This window comes from Desulfuromonadales bacterium (assembly GCA_035620395.1).
GTDB lineage: Bacteria > Desulfobacterota > Desulfuromonadia > Desulfuromonadales > DASPGW01 > DASPGW01.
In genome coordinates, this window is the sequence record DASPGW010000237.1 from 1 (window position 1) to 16,600 (window position 16,600).

Here is a 16,600-nt window from a genome sequence, read left to right on the forward strand (position 1 = left end):
GGCGAACTGCTCCGCCGACATCCCGGACCCTCCTCCCCGGTGCACCGGGAAGAAAGGGTGGGCGCGGATGCGAAGATCTGCTATCCTGCGCGAAAGAGTTACCCAGGCCCCGGATGATGCGATGATTCCAGCTGCTGTCCCCCCGATCCCTGGCCGTGCATTCCTGCCGGCAGGGGCCGTTTTCCTCCTTTTTTCGCTGGTGCCGCTGGGCCTCCTGGCTTCGGGCCCGGTGCCGCTCGCAGGGGCGACGGTCGCGCGTCTTCTCGTCCCTCTTTTCGCCCTGATTTTCATCGCCGCTCTCTCGATCGCCTGCGCCGTCTTCACCCTGTACCAGGAACCGTTCTGCATCCGCTTTCCCGGCTTGCGGCGACTCCTCGTTCTCGGCTCCCTCGCCCTGGCGGCCGGCCTCGTTCTGCTCCTCCGCCATTCGGATGGCTACCGGGAGGTGCTTTTTGTCCTGGCTTCGGCCAACCTGGTCGTCTTTGCCTTGCTCCTGGGCAACTTCCTGGTCGCCGGCCTCAACAGGCCATCGGAGCTCGTCCCGGTGTGCATCGTGATGTCGGCGGCGGACCTGCTGAGCGTTTTCGCCGGCCCCAGCAGGCAGATGATCGAAGGGATAGACGTCTTTTATCGTGATGGACGGGTGGGAACCGTCCCCTGGTCCGATTTTCTGCTGGTCAAAATCGCCGTGCCCGGCGTCGACCACCTTTTGCCGGTTTTCGGCGTCGCCGACGTGATCATGCTGGCCTTCCTGATTGCCGCGGCCCATAAATTCCGGATCGACGACAATCTGCTGGGGCGCGGGCTTGGCGAAATGGGGGATTGCCGCTGCTTCTCCCTCTGGTTCCCGGCGGCGGCGGCCGGGCTGGCTTTTGCCCTGCTGGCGGCCCATGGCCTCGGCATGTTTCTTCCGGCGCTGCCGGTGATCGCCCTCTTCTTTCTCGGTTACACCCTGCCGCGCCACCCGAAGATGCGCCTGCTCCAGAGGACCGAATGGACGGTGGTTCTCATCAGCATCGCGCTCCTTTCCGGCTGGGCGATTGCGGGCCTGGCCGGATGACCGGAACCGGGCCTCGCGTCCGTTGCCTGGCGCCTTTTATTACGCCATTCGCCGCCGCAACGGCGATCACCACACCCGATAGGCCCCCGTCCCCATCCGTGTCCTGATCAGCGCCCAGACGGTGTTCTCCGAGACCGGAATGAGCCGGACGATTTCCCCCTCCACCCAGCGCCGCCGCTTCCCCGCGCTGTCCAACACGTCGATCCAGCCGCGCTGTCCGACATAATATCCGTCCACTTCCCTGACCGGCATCTTCCCTCCTGCTGCTTCCCGTTAACTGTATACCCGCAGGGCGGGACTGGCAAAACCGTCGGTTCGTGTACCGGCGGTGGTAAAATGAAGAGAACCCTCCGTGAAAGGAGCAGAACCATGACTCCGACCAAATCCCCCCGTGACGAGAGCGGGAGGGCGGCCTTCGGACCCATCGACCCCGGCGTCACCATCGGACACGTCCACCTCAAGGTTGCAGACCTGCCCCGGGCGCTCGACTTCTACTGCGGCGTGCTCGGGTTCGAGTTGACCCAGCGTCTGGGGAGCGAGGCCGCCTTCGTTTCGGCAGGCGGCTACCATCATCACCTCGGTCTCAACACCTGGGAGAGCCGTGGCGGTTCCCCGCCCCCTTCCGGAACGACGGGGCTCTACCATGTCGCCATCCGCTACCCGACCCGCGCCGCCCTGGCCGACGCCCTGCGCCGTCTGGAGACCGCCCGGATCCCCCTCGAAGGCGCCGCCGACCATGGAGTCAGCGAGGCCCTCTACCTGCGCGACCCGGACGGCAACGGCCTGGAGCTGTACTGGGACCGACCGCAGGAGAGCTGGCCGCGCACGGCGGACGGCCGGATGGCGATGGGTACCGAACGCCTCGACCTGGAAGGACTGCGCCGCCAGGTGCCGGCATCATGAGCTTGTGGCCGGAATTTCTGTGCCACTTTGCTTAATGCCCCCGCCATACGCGTGAAGGCGAGCCCTCCGGCCCGCCTTCGCTCGTTTCCAGATATGTCCGGAAGGGTGTTTACGCCATTTCGAGCAGCGCCTTGACCGTCTTCTCGATCCCCTCGGCCGCTTCGCTGATGCGGCCGGCCAGCATGTAGGCCGGGGTGGAGACGAGCTTGTTCTTCTTGTCGACGACGAATTCATGCACCGGACAGGCGACGTGGACGCTCCCCATCTTCTCCAGCGCCTGGGCCGTCCCCGCATCGGTGCCGATGGTCAACTGGTGGGCCAGCTTCTCGTTGCCGAGCACCCGGGAAACCAGGGCCGGGGCGATGCAGACGGCGGCCAGCGGTTTTTGTGCCTGGACCACCTCCCGCACCAGGCGGGCCACTTCGGGGTGGGCACTGCATTCGGCCCCCTTGACGGCGAAGTCGCAGAGGTTCTTGGCGGCGCCGAAGCCGCCGGGGAAGATCAGGGCGTCGACATCGCCGGCCTTGACCTCCTTGATGTTTCTGATCTTGCCGCGGGCGATGCGGGCCGATTCGACCAGCACGTTGCGTTTCTCGCCGCCGGCGACCTCGCCGGTGAGGTGATTGACCACATGCATCTGCTCCATGTCGGGAGCCATGCAGACCGCCTCGGCGCCGGCCCGGTCGATGGCCAGCAGGGTGATGACCGCCTCGTGGATTTCGCTGCCGTCATAGACGCCGCAGCCGGAAAGGACAACGCCGATCTTCTTCTTCGCCATGGTTTTGTCTCCTTGTGGGGAATCAATAAAAAAGAGCCTCACGCCCGTTCGCTGGCGCGAACTCAAGACGCAAAGGAAAACATGTTCCCGGTTCCCTTTGCGTTCTTGGCGCCTTGCGCGAGACGGATGCTTTGCTTTTATCGTCAGTGAAGACTAGAAAAAAAGCTCCAGATGTCAAGTCGGCTAGCCGCCGCGCGAGAAGAGCACCGCCACGGCCCGCGGCCGCACTTCCCCCCTGACCACGTAGCCGTGCGGTTCGGAGGAGTCGTAGTAGACCGAGTCGCCGGGGCCGATGGTCATCACCTTCTCGCCGTAATGCAGCTCCAGTTCCCCCTCGAGCAGAAAGAGGAACTCCTCCCCCTCATGACTGACCTGCAACTCCTCGCTCCACTGGCGGGCTTCGAATTCGACCAGGAAAGGCTCCAGGTTGCGGTGCTTCTTGCCGTAGGCGAGGGAATGATAGGTGTAGGGCGGCAGGGCGCCTTCCAGGTTCGGCCGCCGGGGGAGCCGGCGGCTTTCGCCGGCCCGGACCAGGATGCACTTTTCGCTGCTCCCTTCTTCCTGAAAGAAGGTCTGCAACTGCACCTTGAATGCCTTGGCGATGCGCAGCAGGGTGGAGAGGGGCGGGATGACCTGCTCGTTTTCGATCTGCGAAAGGAGCGGCTTGGACAGGCCGGTCGCTTCGGCAAGATCCTGCAGGGTCAGCCGCCGCTCCTGGCGCAGGCGGCGGATCTTGAGGCCGATCTGCAGTTCCTTGACTTCTTCCCGGAAGGTGTCCATCGATTTGTTACCTCACTGTTTTTACAGGCGTTTCTACCCCGACGGAGTGGGCAAGTCAAGGTTTTTGTGGCGGCCCGCCGGTCGGCTGATTCTCAGGCTTGGATTTTGCCGGTCCCTTGTGCTATTCTGCCGTATACGTTTTTGTGATCATTTTCTGTATGGGCAGGAGAGAGCATTTGGAACAGTTTGCAAAGGTCAGGGGTGTCCTCTTCGACCTCGACGGAACCTTGCTTCAGGTCGAGATGCGCGAGTTCATCCCCGCCTATATCGAAGGGCTGGCGAAGCATTTTCCCGACGTGTCCGACCCCGCAGCCTTTGGCCGGGCGATCAGGGATTCGATCCGCGCCCTGCTGGCCAGCGAGGAAGGGGTGTTCAATAACGAGCAGTTCTTTCTCGCTACCCTTGGCCGCCAGCTCGGACTCGACGCGGCCCTTTGCGGCGAACGCCTGGCGCGCTATTGCGCCAACGGCATGGCCGGCCTCGAGACGCTCGTTCGCCCGCTGGCGCTCGCCCGCGACATCCTGGCGCGCTGTTTCGAGCGCGGCCTCAAGGTTGTCGTCGCCACCAACCCGGTCTTTCCCCGGCCGCTGGTCGAAGCCCGCCTGCGCTGGGCGGGAATCGCCGATTTCCCCTTCGACTACGTCACCACCTTCGACAACAGCCGCTACTGCAAGCCCCATCCCGGTTACTTCCGCGACGTCCTCGGCCAGCTCGGCCTGGCGCCGGAAGAGTGCGTCATGATCGGCAACGATACCGAGCACGACCTGGGCGCCCGTTCGGCCGGCATCCCCACATTTCTCGTCGACACCTGGCTGCTCGACCGGGCGAAGGGGCGCTACGAGACCGACTTCCGCGGCGGGCACCTGGATCTGTTCCGGTTCCTCGGCCAGTTGGGCGCTGCCGCCTAGATCTCCTTTTCCCTCCTTTCCCGAGAACCGACAGGCGACCCTCGCGGGCCGCCTTTTTTGTCGACCTTCCGCAAGCGGGGAGAGGGAAATCCTCCCGTGAAACTCAGTGGGCCAGGGAGTCGAGGAACAGAACGGCTGAAAGGATCAATGTCGCCAGGGTAGTCAGGTAGCCGTAGTAGGGGAAGCCCACCCTGCCATATCTTGAACGGGTCAGTGTCTTGTAGTTGTTGAGGTTTTTCAGGACATACCAGCGCAGATCGAAAAAACTGAGCCCCTTTTTTTCTGCCGCGAGCTCGCGCAGGATCATGAGGGTGAAGGCGAAGTTGGTGATGCCGGACAGCAGAAAAAGGATGCCGAAAAAAAGGGTCAAGGGGCCTCACACTGTTTGCGAGCGAACACTCCAGTTGCTGAGGGCCTTATAACATCCGGCATGCAGCCTTGGCAAACGATTTCCCACTCCTGCAAACGCAACTCCAGGGGCGTAATAATTGACATAACCTCTTTTTTTCGCTACTCTTCCAACGCCCCGAAGCCCCAAGAGAGAGAGCCATGCATCGCATCCTGCGCCCTGTTCTTCATGTCCTTCTGTTGACCGCACTGCTCCTGCCGCTGACTGGCTGCGAAAGGGAGCAGGAAGCGCACATCCAGACCTCGGTGCGCAGCGACAAGGTCAAACCGCCGGTGGAGGAACCGGCGCCGGAGCTGATTTCCACCCAGGAGGCGTTTATCGAGGTTTCCGAGAAGGTGACGCCGGCGGTGGTCAACATCAGCGCCGCACGCATGGCTGCGGTCCGCGACCTCGGCCCCCTTTTCGAGGATTTCTTCGGCGATCTCTTTCGTCAGCATCCTCCCCTCCAGCGCAAGGAGCAGAGCCTTGGTTCGGGCTTCATCCTCAGTGCGGACGGCTACATCCTGACCAACGACCATGTCGTCAAGGGGGCCGCGGAGATCAAGGTCAAACTCTCGGACCAGCGCATCTACGACGGCAAGGTGGTGGGGAGCGACCCGCGTACCGATGTCGCCGTGATCAAGATCGAGGCGCAGGAGAAGCTGCCCACCGTGGTGCTCGGCGACTCCGACACCCTCAAGGTGGGACAGTGGGCGCTGGCCATCGGCAACCCCTTCGGCCTCGACCGCACCCTGACCGTCGGGGTCATCTCCGCCACCGGCCGGGCCAATGTCGGCATCGAGGACTACGAGGATTTCATCCAGACCGATGCCTCGATCAACCCCGGAAACTCGGGCGGGCCGCTGCTCAACATTTATGGCGAGGTGATGGGGATCAATACCGCCATCGTCGCTTCCGGCCAGGGCATCGGCTTTGCCATCCCGATCAACCTGGCCCGGCTGATCGCCGATCAGCTGATCGAAAAGGGCGAAGTCACCCGTGGCTGGCTGGGCGTGAGCATCCAGCCGCTGACGCCGGAGCTGGCCGAATCGTTCGGCCTCGACAATGTCTCCGGAGCGCTGGTCAACCAGGTGCTCGCCGGCTCTCCCGCCGAAAAGGCCGGGGTGAAACGCGGCGACGTGCTGCTCACCTACGACGGAAAACCCGTTCGCGGGGTGCGCGAGCTGCAGCTGCTGGTGGCGAGCACGCCAGCCGGCAGCAAGGTCGAGCTGGTGCTGCTGCGCCAGGGCAAGCGCCTGGCTCTGCCGGTGACCATTGTCGCCCAGCAGCCGCCGGCGGCTGCCGCGGCGGCTCCGAGCCAGGAGCAGGGGAAGCGGCAGGGGCTCGGACTGACCGTGGTGCCGGCCGCCGGGGGGGCGGGGGTGCAGGTGGAGACGGTCGACCCCGATTCAGCCGCCGCTGCCGCCGGCGTGCGTCCCGGCGATGTCATCCTGGCGATCAACCAGCAGGAAGTGAACGATCTCGCTGCCTTCCGGCAGGCGGCCGAGAAAGCTGGAAGGCAAAGGAACGTAGTCCTGCTTGTCCGCCGCGGGGAGACCACGCTCTATCTGGCGTTCCCCGTGCGCTGAGGGCGCCGGCACCGGCTCGGCCATTACTGAAAACACAGACGGACATTATTTCCAGTTTACAGGGAGGAACCATGGCCAGGCTGGTGGATAATCCAGACCTTGCTTTCCGGCTGGCGCGGGCAATCGTCTCGGACATTGCCCTCTACAACCAGGAGAAGGTGAAGGAAGGGATCAAGAACGACAGCATCTTCGATGTGCTGGCCGACGAACTGCGGGAAGGGCGGGAGCACTTCAATACCAGGGTGTCGCCCGAGCTCGCCAACCGTGACCATCTCTATGATCGCGCCATCGTCGACGTGATGATCAAACAGGCCGGCAAGATCGAGAGTTCCATCTGGTAGATGGAGGAAATCCGCCGATTCACTTTTGAACCGGGCCGCTCTGCCGAGCGGCTCGACCGTTTTCTCGCCGACAGTCTGCCGGAGCTGACCCGCTCACAGGTCAAGAAGCTGATCGATGACGGCCGGGTGCTGCTGCGCGGGTCCCCCGCCAAGGCGGGCGAAAAGCTGAAAGGAGGGGAGGCTCTGGCCGTCACGCTGCCGGAGGCGGTCCCCGCCGAGGCCCTCCCCGAGGAGATTCCCCTCCGTATCCTCTACGAGGATCGACACCTGGTGGTCATCGACAAGCCGGCCGGCATGGTCGTCCATCCCGCCCCCGGCCACCAGGGGGGGACCCTGGTGAACGCGCTGCTGCACCACTGCCGGGACCTCGCCGGCATTGGCGGCGAGTTGCGCCCCGGCATCGTTCATCGCCTCGACAAGGATACCTCCGGGGTCATGGTGGCGGCCAAGGACGACGCGGCGCTGGGCGCCCTGGCCCGGCAGTTCAAGGCGCACAGCATCAACCGGCGCTACCTCGCTCTGGTGCACGGTCTGCTGCCGGCCGACCGGGGGACGGTCGACAGGCCGATCGGCCGGCATACCACCGAGCGCAAGAAAATGAGCGGCAAGACCCGATCCGGCCGGCGCGCGGTCACCCACTGGCGGGTGCTGCGCCGCTTCGAACAGGAGCGGCTGACCCTGGTGGAACTGACCCTGGAGACCGGCCGCACGCACCAGATCCGCGTGCACTTCTCGGAGATGAGCCATCCCGTCGTCGGCGATCCGGTCTACGGCTCCAGCGGCCGTACCCAGGCCCTGACCGATCCGGCCCTGCGCCAGCGGCTGCTCTCGCTGCACCGCCAGGCGCTGCATGCCCGGGTCCTCGGCTTCATCCACCCGGCCACCGGCACCTACATGGAATTCGAGAGTCCGGTGCCGGAAGACCTGCGGGCGATTCTCGATTATCTTGAAACCAAATATCGGCTAAAGGCTGATGGCTAAAGGCTAAGGGGTTTTCCCTTTTGCCTCGGGCCTTTTGCCTGGCGCCCGAACACGGAGTGTTCCATGAAACTCGCACGTCAAGGCAAGATCAACTACCTGCAGCCCGCCTGGGCTCAGGAGGGCACCGTCCAGGCCGGCTTCACCACCCGAAACGGCGGCGTCAGCCGGCCCCCCTATAATTCCCTCAACCTCGGCTACAATACCGATGACCCGCGGCACAACGTGGAGGCGAACCGCTCTACCCTGGCCCGCGCCTTCGACATCGACCCGCGCCTTCTGCTGACCGTGCAGCAAGTGCACGGCACCGATATCCTGCTGATCGACGAGCCCAACCCCGATCTTTCCCACTTCCTCGGTGTCGAGTGCGATGCCGTCATCACCGACCGGCCCGGCATCATGATCGGCATCCTGGTGGCGGACTGTTTTCCGGTCCTGCTCTTCGACCCTGCCCGCAGAGTCGCAGCCTCCGTCCATGTCGGCTGGCGGGGAGCGGCGGCGGGACTTCTCGGGAAGACGGTAAAGGCGATGCAGAACAGCTTCGGCTGCCGGCCGGAGCAGATTGCCGCGGCGGTCGGCCCCGGCATCGGCGCGCATCATTACGAAGTCGACCGGCCGGTGCGCGATGCGTTCCGCATCGGCGCCGGCGATTGGGAAAAGATCGCCGCTGAAGTGGCGCTCGGCAAGTGGCATCTCGATCTCAAGCGCAGCTGCCAACTGCAGCTGGAGACGGCCGGCCTCGATCCGGCCCGTATCGAGGTAGCGGCCGAATGCACCTGCTGCCACAAGGAGCTGTTCTTCTCCTACCGTCGGGACAGCGGCAAAACCGGGCGGCAGATCGGCTTCATCAAGATGGGCGCATGAGCGGCAAGTCGACCCGGCTGACCGGCGGCACCGGCTGGGGGATCACCCGGGAATGCCCCGGCTGCGGTCGCCCGCAAACCGCCTGCAACTGCCCGGCGACCGCTGCCGTCGCGCTGCCGCCCGCAAAACAGCTCGCCCGTCTGCGCTTGGAGAGACGCTGCGGCAAGTCGGTTACGGTGGTGGCCGGGCTGGTGCTGTCCGAAGCCGAGCTGAAAGGCTTGCTCAAGGAGCTCAAGGCCCGTTGCGGCGCCGGCGGAACAGCCAAGGATGGCGATCTCGAAATTCAGGGGGACCAGCGCGAGAGCGTGCGGGACTTCCTGACCGCGAAGGGTTTCCGCTGCAAGGGGGGGTGAGGAGTGTTCTGCTCAATCGTGGCAGCTGCTTGCCGCTGCCGAGCAATGTTGTCAGCCTGGAGCCGGGGAGGTCGGGGCTCCGCATTTTCATGCCGCCGGCCGGCCTGGCGTGAGAATTTTGTGAGACCCTGCATAGTATACCTGTCAGCGAACAAAGGTGTTCGGGGCTCCAGGGGGCATGCATCGAATTGTCGGGTGGGGGAGCCGAAGGACCTTTTTTACCTTTACCAGCAGTACATCAACTCTCACGACAAGAGCAAAACCAGGGCAACCTGGCGACGCAGAGTCACGGGCCCGCCGACGCAGCAGCGAAAGCGGGCAGCCGAGCCGCCGAAGAGAGTCTTGATATCCTGGGAGACTGGCAGGATGAAATTATTTCCGCCCGGTTAAGGATATTAACGCCCGTCTGCGCTCGGCAGGCGGGCGTTTTCATTTTAATGCAGCGGGGGGTTCTGGATGGCGGCCCAGGGCATGGTTCGATTCGGCAGGAACGGAATGGCGGGCGTGGCGCTGCTTTTCGCCTTGTTGCCGGCAAATGCCACGGCGGCAGCCGAGCGGGCGGAAGCCCGGGTGCAACTGGCCTCTCTCGGCAGTGAACTGCCGGAGTTGACGCTGCCCGAGCTGATGGACCTGGAGGTCACCTCGGCCGCCGGCAAGGAGCAGAAACTTGCGGAGACCGCCGCCGCCATCTTCGTCATCACCCGGGAGGATATTCGCCGCTCGGGGGTGACCAGTATTCCGGAGGCTCTGCGGATGGTGCCGGGGCTGACGGTGGCGCGGATCGACGCCAACAAGTGGGCGATCAGCTCCCGCAGTTTCAACAGCCGTTATGCCAACAAGCTTCTGGTGCTGATGGATGGCCGCAGCGTCATCAACACCATCTTCCCGTCGACGTTCTGGGACGTTCAGGATACCCTGCTCGAGGATATCGACCGTATCGAGGTGATCCGCGGGCCGGGAGCGACCCTCTGGGGGGCCAATGCCGTCAACGGCGTCATCAACATCATCACCCGGGATGCCCGTCTGACTCAAGGGACGCTGGTTACGGCCGGTGGCGGCAGCGAAGAGCGCCTTTTCGGCGGACTGCGCTACGGGGGGCAACTCGGTCCGCAGTCCTTCTGGCGAGGCTATGCCAAATATTTCCGGCGGGACGATGCGCACGGGATCGCCGGTCGGGATGCCGCGGACGGCTGGGAAGCGGTCCGCGGCGGTTTCCGTCTCGACTGGCTGCCGAGGACGGGGGAGTCGCTGACTCTGCAGGGGGATGCCTATACCGGCAGTGCCGGAGTGGCGGGCACCCGTTTCGATCCTGCCTCCGCTCTCCCCCGCGTGGTTGAAGATGAGACGCAGATCGCCGGCGCCAACCTGCTGTCCCGCTGGGAACATGTCGCCCGCCGGGGCGATAAGACTTCCTTGCAGCTATTCTACGACTTGACCCGGCGCCAGGATTTTTCCTTCGACGAAGAACGGCATGCGGTCGACTTCAGGCTGCAAAACGGGTTGAAGCTGGGTCGCCGGCACGAGCTCGTCTGGGGCGGCGGCTTCAACTATGCGCTGAGCCAATTCGAGAGCACCCCGACCGTATCGCTCCGATCGCGCCGTACCGAACACCTCTACAATCTGTTTATCCAGGACGAGATCACCCTCCTCCCCGACCGGCTGACCCTGACGATAGGCGCCAGGCTTGAGCATAACAGCTATACCGGCTACGAATTCCAGCCGAATGTCAGGCTGCTCGGGATGCCCGACGAACACCATTCCCTCTGGGGCGCGATGTCCAGGGTGGCCCGCACCCCGTCGCGCTTCGATCGTGAAATTCGCGTGCTCACACCGTTCTCCACCGGGCCGCCGCCAGTTGTCGCCATCGTCTCGGGCAGCCGGGACTTCGACGCGGAAAAAGTGACGGCCTTCGAGCTGGGGTACCGGTATCATCCGGAGGTGCCCCTCGGTTTCGACGCAGCGCTCTTCTACAATTTCTACGACCGGTTGCGCAGCTTCGATCTCGGCGTTCCTTTTCCAGAAGCGTCGCCGCCTCCCCCTCACTTCGTGCTGCCGGCAAGCCTCGGCAACAGGCTGGAGGGGGAGGCTTACGGCCTGGAGCTGGCCGCGGAATGGCAAGCGCTGAAACAGCTGAAGCTGAGCGCCGCCTATACCTGGCTGCAGCTTTCCATCCGGCACCGCGACCGGGGGGACGATCCCTTTGCCCGGATCGAGGAAGAGAAGAGCCCCAGCCACCAGGGGTCGCTGCGCGCCAGGATCGATCTGCCCGCCCATCTCGAACTCGACCTGTGGTTGCGCTACGTCGACCGGTTGCGCCGCGATGATATTCCGAGCTATCTTGAACTCGATACCCGGCTCGGCTGGAAGCTCCGCCCGAACCTGGAGGTCGCTTTTGTCGGGCAGAACCTTCTCGACAGCCACCATCCCGAGTTCCCCCGGGAAACGCTCTTCAATGTTCTACCGACCGAAGTGCAACGCGGCGTTTACGCCAAGATGACCTGGCTACACTGATCAACGAGAGGCATAGCATTGCGCATGTTTGGGCGCACCACGAAAATTCTTGCGGTCGTCCTGCTCGTCGGCATTGTCGCTACGGAATCTCTCGCTCTGGAAGTGACTTACCAGTACCGGGAATCCCAGGTCAAAACAGCCTTTCTGTTCAATTTCACCAAGTTCATAACCTGGCCGGAGACGGCCTTCGGCGATAGCCGTTCCCCTCTGGTTCTTGCCGTGTTCGACCCGGAACTTTATACAGTTGCCAGCGAATCGCTAGCCGGCCGCCAGGTTGGGGGGCGAGGGCTGGAGGTGCGCAAGGTTGCCGCCATCGATGAGGCACTCGACTCCCACCTCCTGTTCATCGGCGCCGCCGAGGCGTCCCGCCTGGACGAACTCCTGGCGGTGGTGGCGGAGCGGCCGATTCTGACGGTTAGCGACATCGATGGCTTTGCCGCCCGGGGAGGAATGGTCGAGCTGTTCCAGGAAGAACGCAAACTCCGCTTCGGCGTAAAACTGGCAGCCGTCCGGAAGGCCGGCCTGAACATCAGTTCCGAAGTATTGCACCTGGCGTCGTTCGTCCTGGCTGCCAACGGAGGTGAAAAGCGATGACTCGGGGTTTCGGCAAGCTGTCCATCCGGGCCAAGCTGGTCGTTCTCATGATGGCCATCAGCTGCGCCATTCTGACACTGGCCCTGACGACCATCCTGGCGATCGAAGTGCGCTCGGAGCGCGGCGAGGTCGAGGCCGAGATTGCGAGTCTGGCGAGCATCATCGGCTTCACCGGTCGGGCAGCGCTGGTCTTCGGCGATCAGGAGGCCGCAGTAAAAACCCTCGATGCCTTGAAGCTGAAGCCGGAGGTTGTCGGTGCCTGGCTGCAGAACAGCCAGGGGGAGGTCTTTGCCCGCTATCTCCGGGACGAGAAGGGGCCGTTCCCCCAGCCTTCGAACACTCCCCCGGCTCTGGACAGTCTGGGGGACCCTTTCGGGGCGAGTGCGGATGGCGGACTCAAATATCGGCTTGACGACGGTTCCCTGCTGCTTTTTCACCCGGTTACCCTCGACGACGAACAGGTCGGCGTTCTGCTCCTGCAGGCCGACCTGGGGAAACTGGATGCCCGCATCGCTGCTTTCATAACCGCGGGAGCGATCATTCTTCTCCTTTCCGTCCTGACCGCATTTGTCCTGGCCTCCTGGTTGCAACGCTTGATTTCGCGACCCATTATGGATCTTACCGGTCTCATGGCCCGGGTGACGGAGGAGCAGAATTATGGCCTGCGTCTGGAGAGTCGAAGCGGCGACGAGGTCGGTCTGCTGGTCGATGGCTTCAACGCCATGCTGACGCAGATCGAACTGCGCGACCAACAACTCGCGGAGGCAAACCGAAATCTCGAACAGCGGGTGGCCGAGCGGACGCGGAAGTTAACCGGGGCCAACGACGAACTCAACCGCCTGCTGCAGGAGTACCGGCAGGCGGAGGCGGTGCTTCGTCTTCAGGCCCAGGTCCTGGAGCAGGTTCACGATTCCGTGGTCGTTACCGATGCCGCCGGCTATGTCACCAACTGGAACAAGGGGTCCGAGCGCTACTTTGGTTTCAGTGCCGGGGAGGCGGTGGGAAGGCACCTCTCTTTCTTGTTTGAATTCAGCGAGTACGATCTGAATTTTCTGCAGCGCGAGAGCCTTTTGCCTCTTCTGCAAAAGGGGCAGCTGGAGTCTGAAGTGAAATGCCGCAAAAAGTCGGGCGAAGAATTATGGGCGCATCTTTCCCTTTCCCTGTTGCGCAACCCTTCCGGGGAGGTGGCGGGAATGGTAGGTTACTTGCTGGATGTCACCGAGCGTCGACGGGCCGAGATCGTTTTGCGGGAGAGCGAGGAAAACTACCGTTCGCTTTTCGAGAATTCGCCGATTTCCCTCTGGAAGGAGGACTTCTCCCTGCTCCCCGGCTATTTTGCCGAGCTTCGGGAAGCGGGGGTTGCCGATTTTGCCGACTACTTCGCCAGGCATCCCGATGAGGTCGCCCGTTGCGCCAGGCTGACCCGTATCCTTGATGTCAACCAGAAGACGCTCAAGCTGTTCGGTGCGGGTAGCAAGGAGGAGTTCTTCGGCGATCTGGGAAAAATATTCACCGAGAGTTCCTTCTCCGCCTTCCGTGAAATACTGGTGGCCCTGTCCGAGGGCCGCACGCTGTTCGAGACGGAAGGAATCAATCGCACCCTGACCGGCGAGGAACGGCATTTTCTCATCCGCTATTCCGTCTTGCCCAGTGCACTGAAAAGTCTCGACAGTGTGATCGTATCGCTGATCGACATCAGCGAGCGTCGGCGGGCCGAAGAAGCCCTGCGCACATTGGGCAAGGCTCTGGAGACGACCCGGGTGGGGGTCACTATCGCCAACCTGCAGGGAGAAATCATTTTTGCCAATCCGGCCGAAGCCAGCATGCACGGCTACGAAATCGGGGAGTTGCTGGGGCGGAAGGTCAATATCCTCGGTCCTCCTGAGCTGCGTTCGGAGTTCCCGGGGGCGAATGTGCAAGCCGGCGAGCGGGAAAGCCTGAACCTGCACAAGGACGGCAGCATTTTCCCCGTGCGACTGATCGGGGATCTTGTCACCGATGCCGCCGGCAACCCGCTGGCGGTCGTCACGGTCTGCGAGGACATCACCGAGCGCAAGGAGACGGAAGGGCGGCTGAAAGCTTCCATTGCCGAGAAGGACGTCCTGCTCAAGGAACTCCACCACCGGGTAAAGAATAATCTGCAGATCATCTCCAGCCTGCTCAATCTGCAGATGAAGAAAATCACCGAAGCGAAGACCCGGGCCGAACTTAACGCCACCCGCAACCGGATCCGGTCGATGGCACTGATTCACGCGAAGCTCTATCAGTCGAAAAATCTTTCGCGGATCAATTTTGCCGAGTACATCGAGGAGTTTTCCAGGCAGCTGCGCAGCCTTTACAACGTCAGCCCGAAGAAGGTGAAGCTGGTTCTCGACATCGATGAGGTTTATCTCGATGTGGACGTGGCCATTCCCTGTGGCATGATTGTCAATGAGTTGTTGACCAATGCCCTGAAATATGCCTTCCCGGATGGGCGGAGCGGGGAAATCCGGGTTGTGCTCAGGTCGGAGGCCGCAGCGACCGTGCTGTCGGTCGAGGACAACGGGGTCGGCCTGCCGCCGGAGATCGACCTGGCGGGGGTCGAGACGTTGGGCCTGCAACTGGTTCGCGGCCTCGCGCAGCAACTCAACGGGACCGTGATGGTCGAGCAAGGCGGCGGCACCCGGGTGGTCATCCGCTGCCCGGCCGCCGGTAGCGGCATGCAGCAGAGCGTGTAGCCCTCGCGGGGGACGCTGGGGGAATCGAATTCGGTCGAAAACGTGGAGGAGAAGGCGCATGAATGCTGTCAGCATCCTGGTTGTCGAAGACGAAAGCATTGTTGCCATGGACATCCGCAATTGCCTGGCCGGTCACGGCTACCGCGTGGTGGGGTGTGTCCCTTCGGGCGAAGAGGCGATTCCCAGGGTCGCTGAAAGTCGGCCCGACCTGGTGCTGATGGATATCCGCCTGCAGGGCGAGATGAACGGTATCGAAACGGCACGGCGAATCATGGAGTCGTTTCAGGTGCCGTCGCTCTTTGTGACCTCATACGTCGATCGGGAAATGCTGGCACAGGCCAAGGGGCTCAATGCCGTCGGCTACGTGCTCAAACCGTTCGAAGACCGGGAACTGGTCGTCGCCGTGGAGATGGCCCTGCATCACTGGCAGGTGGAAGCGCAACTGCGCCAGGCGCTCCAGCAGGCGACCGGCGACAAGGTGCGGACGGCAGGCCAGGCCGCCGAGACGGAGGTGCCCGTGCTGCATATCCGCACCCTGGGGCAGATGGAATTTCTGCTGGGCGATCGGGTGGTGGCCAGGGCCGAGGATTTGAGCCGCTCGCTGCGCAACCTGCTGGGCCTGCTGATGACCTCGCCGCAGATGCGGGTTTGCAAGGACGAAATTCAGCTGGCTATGTGGCCGGAAAGCCGGCCGGAGAAGGCGCGGTCGAGTTTCGACTCGCTGCTGCTGCGGCTGCGGAAGACCGTGGAAAACGTCCTGCAGCCGCATGCGATCGCCAACTATATCGTTTTACAGAGAGGCATCCTCTGCCTGAACAACTGCCGGGTCGATGCCGTCGAATTTCTGCTGGCCGCCCGGCGGGGACTGGAGTCGATGAAGAAAAAGAATCCGGCGGCGGCCAGGGCAGCGTTTGCCGAAGCCCTGCAGTGGTGGGGCGGTCCCTTTCTGCCCGGGACATCGGAAATCGAACGGCTGCACGATTTCAAGGAAAAGCTCGACCATCTTTATGTCGAGGTCGTTCTCGGCTGGAGCGAACTTCTCCTGGCCGAAGGTGATTATGAAACGGCAAGCCGGATTCTCTCTCAGGCTCTTCCCTATGATCGCACCAACGACGATCTGGTACGGGCTCTTCACCAAAGCTACCTGGCGGCGCACAACCCCGCAAAGGCCGGCGAAGTGGTCAGGCAGTACGAAGAGGCCCTCTGCCGGGCCGGCTTCAGCCCGAAGGAAATCCGGGAAATCCTGGAAAGCTTCAATCCCCGGCATTGATTCGAGGCCAGTCCCGTTCGACCCCTTCTCTGCCGCTTGGTCACCGCCAGCGGCGCTCTCCTCTTGTTAAAAATATAAGAAATTTATAAGGCGGCATGTGTTAAACGAACCAGTGCCGGCCGGTTCTGGCTCGACCTTCTGCCGGGGCGGAGGGCCAGCCTTCGCAGCGCGCTGCGGAGAGTTCTTGCAAAGGGAATGAGCATGAGTGATACCTGTGAATACCTCAAGCATTGCGGTTTCTTCCGCAAGTACGGCGAGCGCAGGAGCAACGTCTGGCGAGGATTGGTAAGCTTCTATTGCCAGGGAAGAGGATTCAGCCTCTGTGAAAGAAGACGCAAATACCTGAACAATATCGACAGAATCAGCGACGACATCTTGCCTTCCGGACAGGCAGTGTCCAAGGCGTTCCTGTCGCTCAACTGATGACAAGAAAGACCGCAAGGAATTGCTGATGCCAACCCGCCAACCGGACGTGGCTGCTCCGCGAACCGGCCGCGAATGGGACGAACTCGCCCTCTGCCGGGCCCGGCTGACCCATGTTCAGCGCATCGCCGGTCTGGGCAGCT

General features: G+C 62.9%; 17 protein-coding genes and 1 riboswitch. Of the genes, 13 read left to right on the forward strand and 4 right to left on the reverse strand.

The features are described from left to right. The first annotated feature begins 121 nt into the window (after nt 1-121). Nucleotides 122-1,060 (forward strand): hypothetical protein, encoded by a 939-nt coding sequence (locus VD811_13045; protein ID HXV21907.1) that lies wholly within the window; start codon nt 122-124, stop codon nt 1,058-1,060. A 66-nt stretch (nt 1,061-1,126) separates the two neighbouring features. Here VD811_13045 and VD811_13050 read toward each other — a convergent pair whose 3' ends face one another. Next, entirely contained in the window at nt 1,127-1,312 is a 186-nt protein-coding gene (locus VD811_13050) for a hypothetical protein (GenBank protein HXV21908.1), read from the reverse strand. Nucleotides 1,313-1,429: 117 nt separating this feature from the next. Between VD811_13050 and VD811_13055 the strand changes: the two genes are divergently transcribed. Beyond that, nucleotides 1,430-1,963, forward strand: coding sequence for a VOC family protein (locus VD811_13055; GenBank protein ID HXV21909.1), 534 nt, complete (start codon nt 1,430-1,432; stop codon nt 1,961-1,963). A gap of 109 nt (nt 1,964-2,072) precedes the next feature. On the opposite strand, the gene elbB is transcribed toward VD811_13055, so the two are convergent. Further along, a complete protein-coding gene (gene elbB, locus VD811_13060) occupies nt 2,073-2,741 on the reverse strand; it encodes an isoprenoid biosynthesis glyoxalase ElbB (protein ID HXV21910.1) in 669 nt (222 codons plus the stop codon). 183 nt (nt 2,742-2,924) lie between these two features. Continuing rightward, nucleotides 2,925-3,521: an XRE family transcriptional regulator gene (locus tag VD811_13065; GenBank protein ID HXV21911.1), complete on the reverse strand. Its 597-nt coding sequence runs from the start codon at nt 3,519-3,521 to the stop codon at nt 2,925-2,927. A gap of 176 nt (nt 3,522-3,697) precedes the next feature. Here VD811_13065 and VD811_13070 point away from each other — a divergent pair, with 176 nt between their 5' ends. Then, nucleotides 3,698-4,429, forward strand: coding sequence for an HAD family hydrolase (locus VD811_13070; GenBank protein ID HXV21912.1), 732 nt, complete (start codon nt 3,698-3,700; stop codon nt 4,427-4,429). Nucleotides 4,430-4,532: 103 nt separating this feature from the next. Here the strand turns inward: VD811_13070 and VD811_13075 are convergent, their stop codons facing one another. After that, nucleotides 4,533-4,799 carry a hypothetical protein gene (locus VD811_13075; GenBank protein ID HXV21913.1) on the reverse strand — a complete coding sequence of 89 codons (267 nt, stop codon included), beginning with the start codon at nt 4,797-4,799 and terminating at the stop codon, nt 4,533-4,535. Between the two features lie 179 nt (nt 4,800-4,978). On the opposite strand from VD811_13075, the gene VD811_13080 reads away from it, so the two are divergent. The 10 genes from VD811_13080 (at nt 4,979) to VD811_13125 (ending at nt 16,457) form a co-directional block, all read left to right on the forward strand. Then, nucleotides 4,979-6,406 carry a DegQ family serine endoprotease gene (locus tag VD811_13080; protein HXV21914.1) on the forward strand — a complete coding sequence of 476 codons (1,428 nt, stop codon included), beginning with the start codon at nt 4,979-4,981 and terminating at the stop codon, nt 6,404-6,406. Nucleotides 6,407-6,477: 71 nt separating this feature from the next. Beyond that, on the forward strand, nt 6,478-6,747 hold the full coding sequence (locus tag VD811_13085) for a hypothetical protein (GenBank protein ID HXV21915.1): 270 nt from the start codon (nt 6,478-6,480) through the stop codon (nt 6,745-6,747). Next, the gene (locus VD811_13090; protein HXV21916.1) at nt 6,748-7,728 is read left to right on the forward strand and encodes an RluA family pseudouridine synthase; all 981 of its coding nucleotides are present in this window, start codon (nt 6,748-6,750) and stop codon (nt 7,726-7,728) included. A gap of 63 nt (nt 7,729-7,791) precedes the next feature. After that, on the forward strand, nt 7,792-8,589 hold the full coding sequence (gene pgeF / locus VD811_13095) for a peptidoglycan editing factor PgeF (protein HXV21917.1): 798 nt from the start codon (nt 7,792-7,794) through the stop codon (nt 8,587-8,589). Beyond that, nucleotides 8,586-8,942, forward strand: coding sequence for a translation initiation factor (locus VD811_13100; GenBank protein HXV21918.1), 357 nt, complete (start codon nt 8,586-8,588; stop codon nt 8,940-8,942). The genes pgeF and VD811_13100 overlap by 4 nt, the downstream gene beginning before the upstream one ends. A gap of 245 nt (nt 8,943-9,187) precedes the next feature. Then, a riboswitch (cyclic di-GMP riboswitch) is annotated at nt 9,188-9,277 on the forward strand. Nucleotides 9,278-9,413: 136 nt separating this feature from the next. Then, on the forward strand, nt 9,414-11,453 hold the full coding sequence (locus tag VD811_13105) for a TonB-dependent receptor (GenBank protein HXV21919.1): 2,040 nt from the start codon (nt 9,414-9,416) through the stop codon (nt 11,451-11,453). A 24-nt stretch (nt 11,454-11,477) separates the two neighbouring features. Next, nucleotides 11,478-12,047, forward strand: a complete 570-nt coding sequence (locus VD811_13110; protein ID HXV21920.1) for a YfiR family protein — start codon at nt 11,478-11,480, stop codon at nt 12,045-12,047. Further along, entirely contained in the window at nt 12,044-14,764 is a 2,721-nt protein-coding gene (locus VD811_13115) for a PAS domain S-box protein (GenBank protein HXV21921.1), read from the forward strand. The genes VD811_13110 and VD811_13115 overlap by 4 nt, the downstream gene beginning before the upstream one ends. A gap of 58 nt (nt 14,765-14,822) precedes the next feature. Continuing rightward, nucleotides 14,823-16,034 (forward strand): response regulator, encoded by a 1,212-nt coding sequence (locus VD811_13120; protein HXV21922.1) that lies wholly within the window; start codon nt 14,823-14,825, stop codon nt 16,032-16,034. Nucleotides 16,035-16,235: 201 nt separating this feature from the next. After that, nucleotides 16,236-16,457: a hypothetical protein gene (locus VD811_13125; GenBank protein ID HXV21923.1), complete on the forward strand. Its 222-nt coding sequence runs from the start codon at nt 16,236-16,238 to the stop codon at nt 16,455-16,457. The last annotated feature ends 143 nt before the right edge of the window (nt 16,458-16,600 follow it).

Excerpts from the sequence above, each read along its gene's own strand:
- VD811_13045 (HXV21907.1), top strand. The coding sequence starts at position 122 with ATGATTCCAGCTGCTGTCCCCCCGATCCCTGGCCGTGCATTCCTGCCG.
- VD811_13050 (HXV21908.1), bottom strand. The coding sequence starts at position 1,312 with ATGCCGGTCAGGGAAGTGGACGGATATTATGTCGGACAGCGCGGCTGG.
- VD811_13055 (HXV21909.1), top strand. The coding sequence starts at position 1,430 with ATGACTCCGACCAAATCCCCCCGTGACGAGAGCGGGAGGGCGGCCTTC.
- elbB (HXV21910.1), bottom strand. The coding sequence starts at position 2,741 with ATGGCGAAGAAGAAGATCGGCGTTGTCCTTTCCGGCTGCGGCGTCTAT.
- VD811_13065 (HXV21911.1), bottom strand. The coding sequence starts at position 3,521 with ATGGACACCTTCCGGGAAGAAGTCAAGGAACTGCAGATCGGCCTCAAG.
- VD811_13080 (HXV21914.1), top strand. The coding sequence starts at position 4,979 with ATGCATCGCATCCTGCGCCCTGTTCTTCATGTCCTTCTGTTGACCGCA.
- VD811_13085 (HXV21915.1), top strand. The coding sequence starts at position 6,478 with ATGGCCAGGCTGGTGGATAATCCAGACCTTGCTTTCCGGCTGGCGCGG.
- VD811_13090 (HXV21916.1), top strand. The coding sequence starts at position 6,748 with ATGGAGGAAATCCGCCGATTCACTTTTGAACCGGGCCGCTCTGCCGAG.
- pgeF (HXV21917.1), top strand. The coding sequence starts at position 7,792 with ATGAAACTCGCACGTCAAGGCAAGATCAACTACCTGCAGCCCGCCTGG.
- VD811_13100 (HXV21918.1), top strand. The coding sequence starts at position 8,586 with ATGAGCGGCAAGTCGACCCGGCTGACCGGCGGCACCGGCTGGGGGATC.
- VD811_13105 (HXV21919.1), top strand. The coding sequence starts at position 9,414 with ATGGTTCGATTCGGCAGGAACGGAATGGCGGGCGTGGCGCTGCTTTTC.
- VD811_13110 (HXV21920.1), top strand. The coding sequence starts at position 11,478 with ATGTTTGGGCGCACCACGAAAATTCTTGCGGTCGTCCTGCTCGTCGGC.
- VD811_13115 (HXV21921.1), top strand. The coding sequence starts at position 12,044 with ATGACTCGGGGTTTCGGCAAGCTGTCCATCCGGGCCAAGCTGGTCGTT.
- VD811_13120 (HXV21922.1), top strand. The coding sequence starts at position 14,823 with ATGAATGCTGTCAGCATCCTGGTTGTCGAAGACGAAAGCATTGTTGCC.
- VD811_13125 (HXV21923.1), top strand. The coding sequence starts at position 16,236 with ATGAGTGATACCTGTGAATACCTCAAGCATTGCGGTTTCTTCCGCAAG.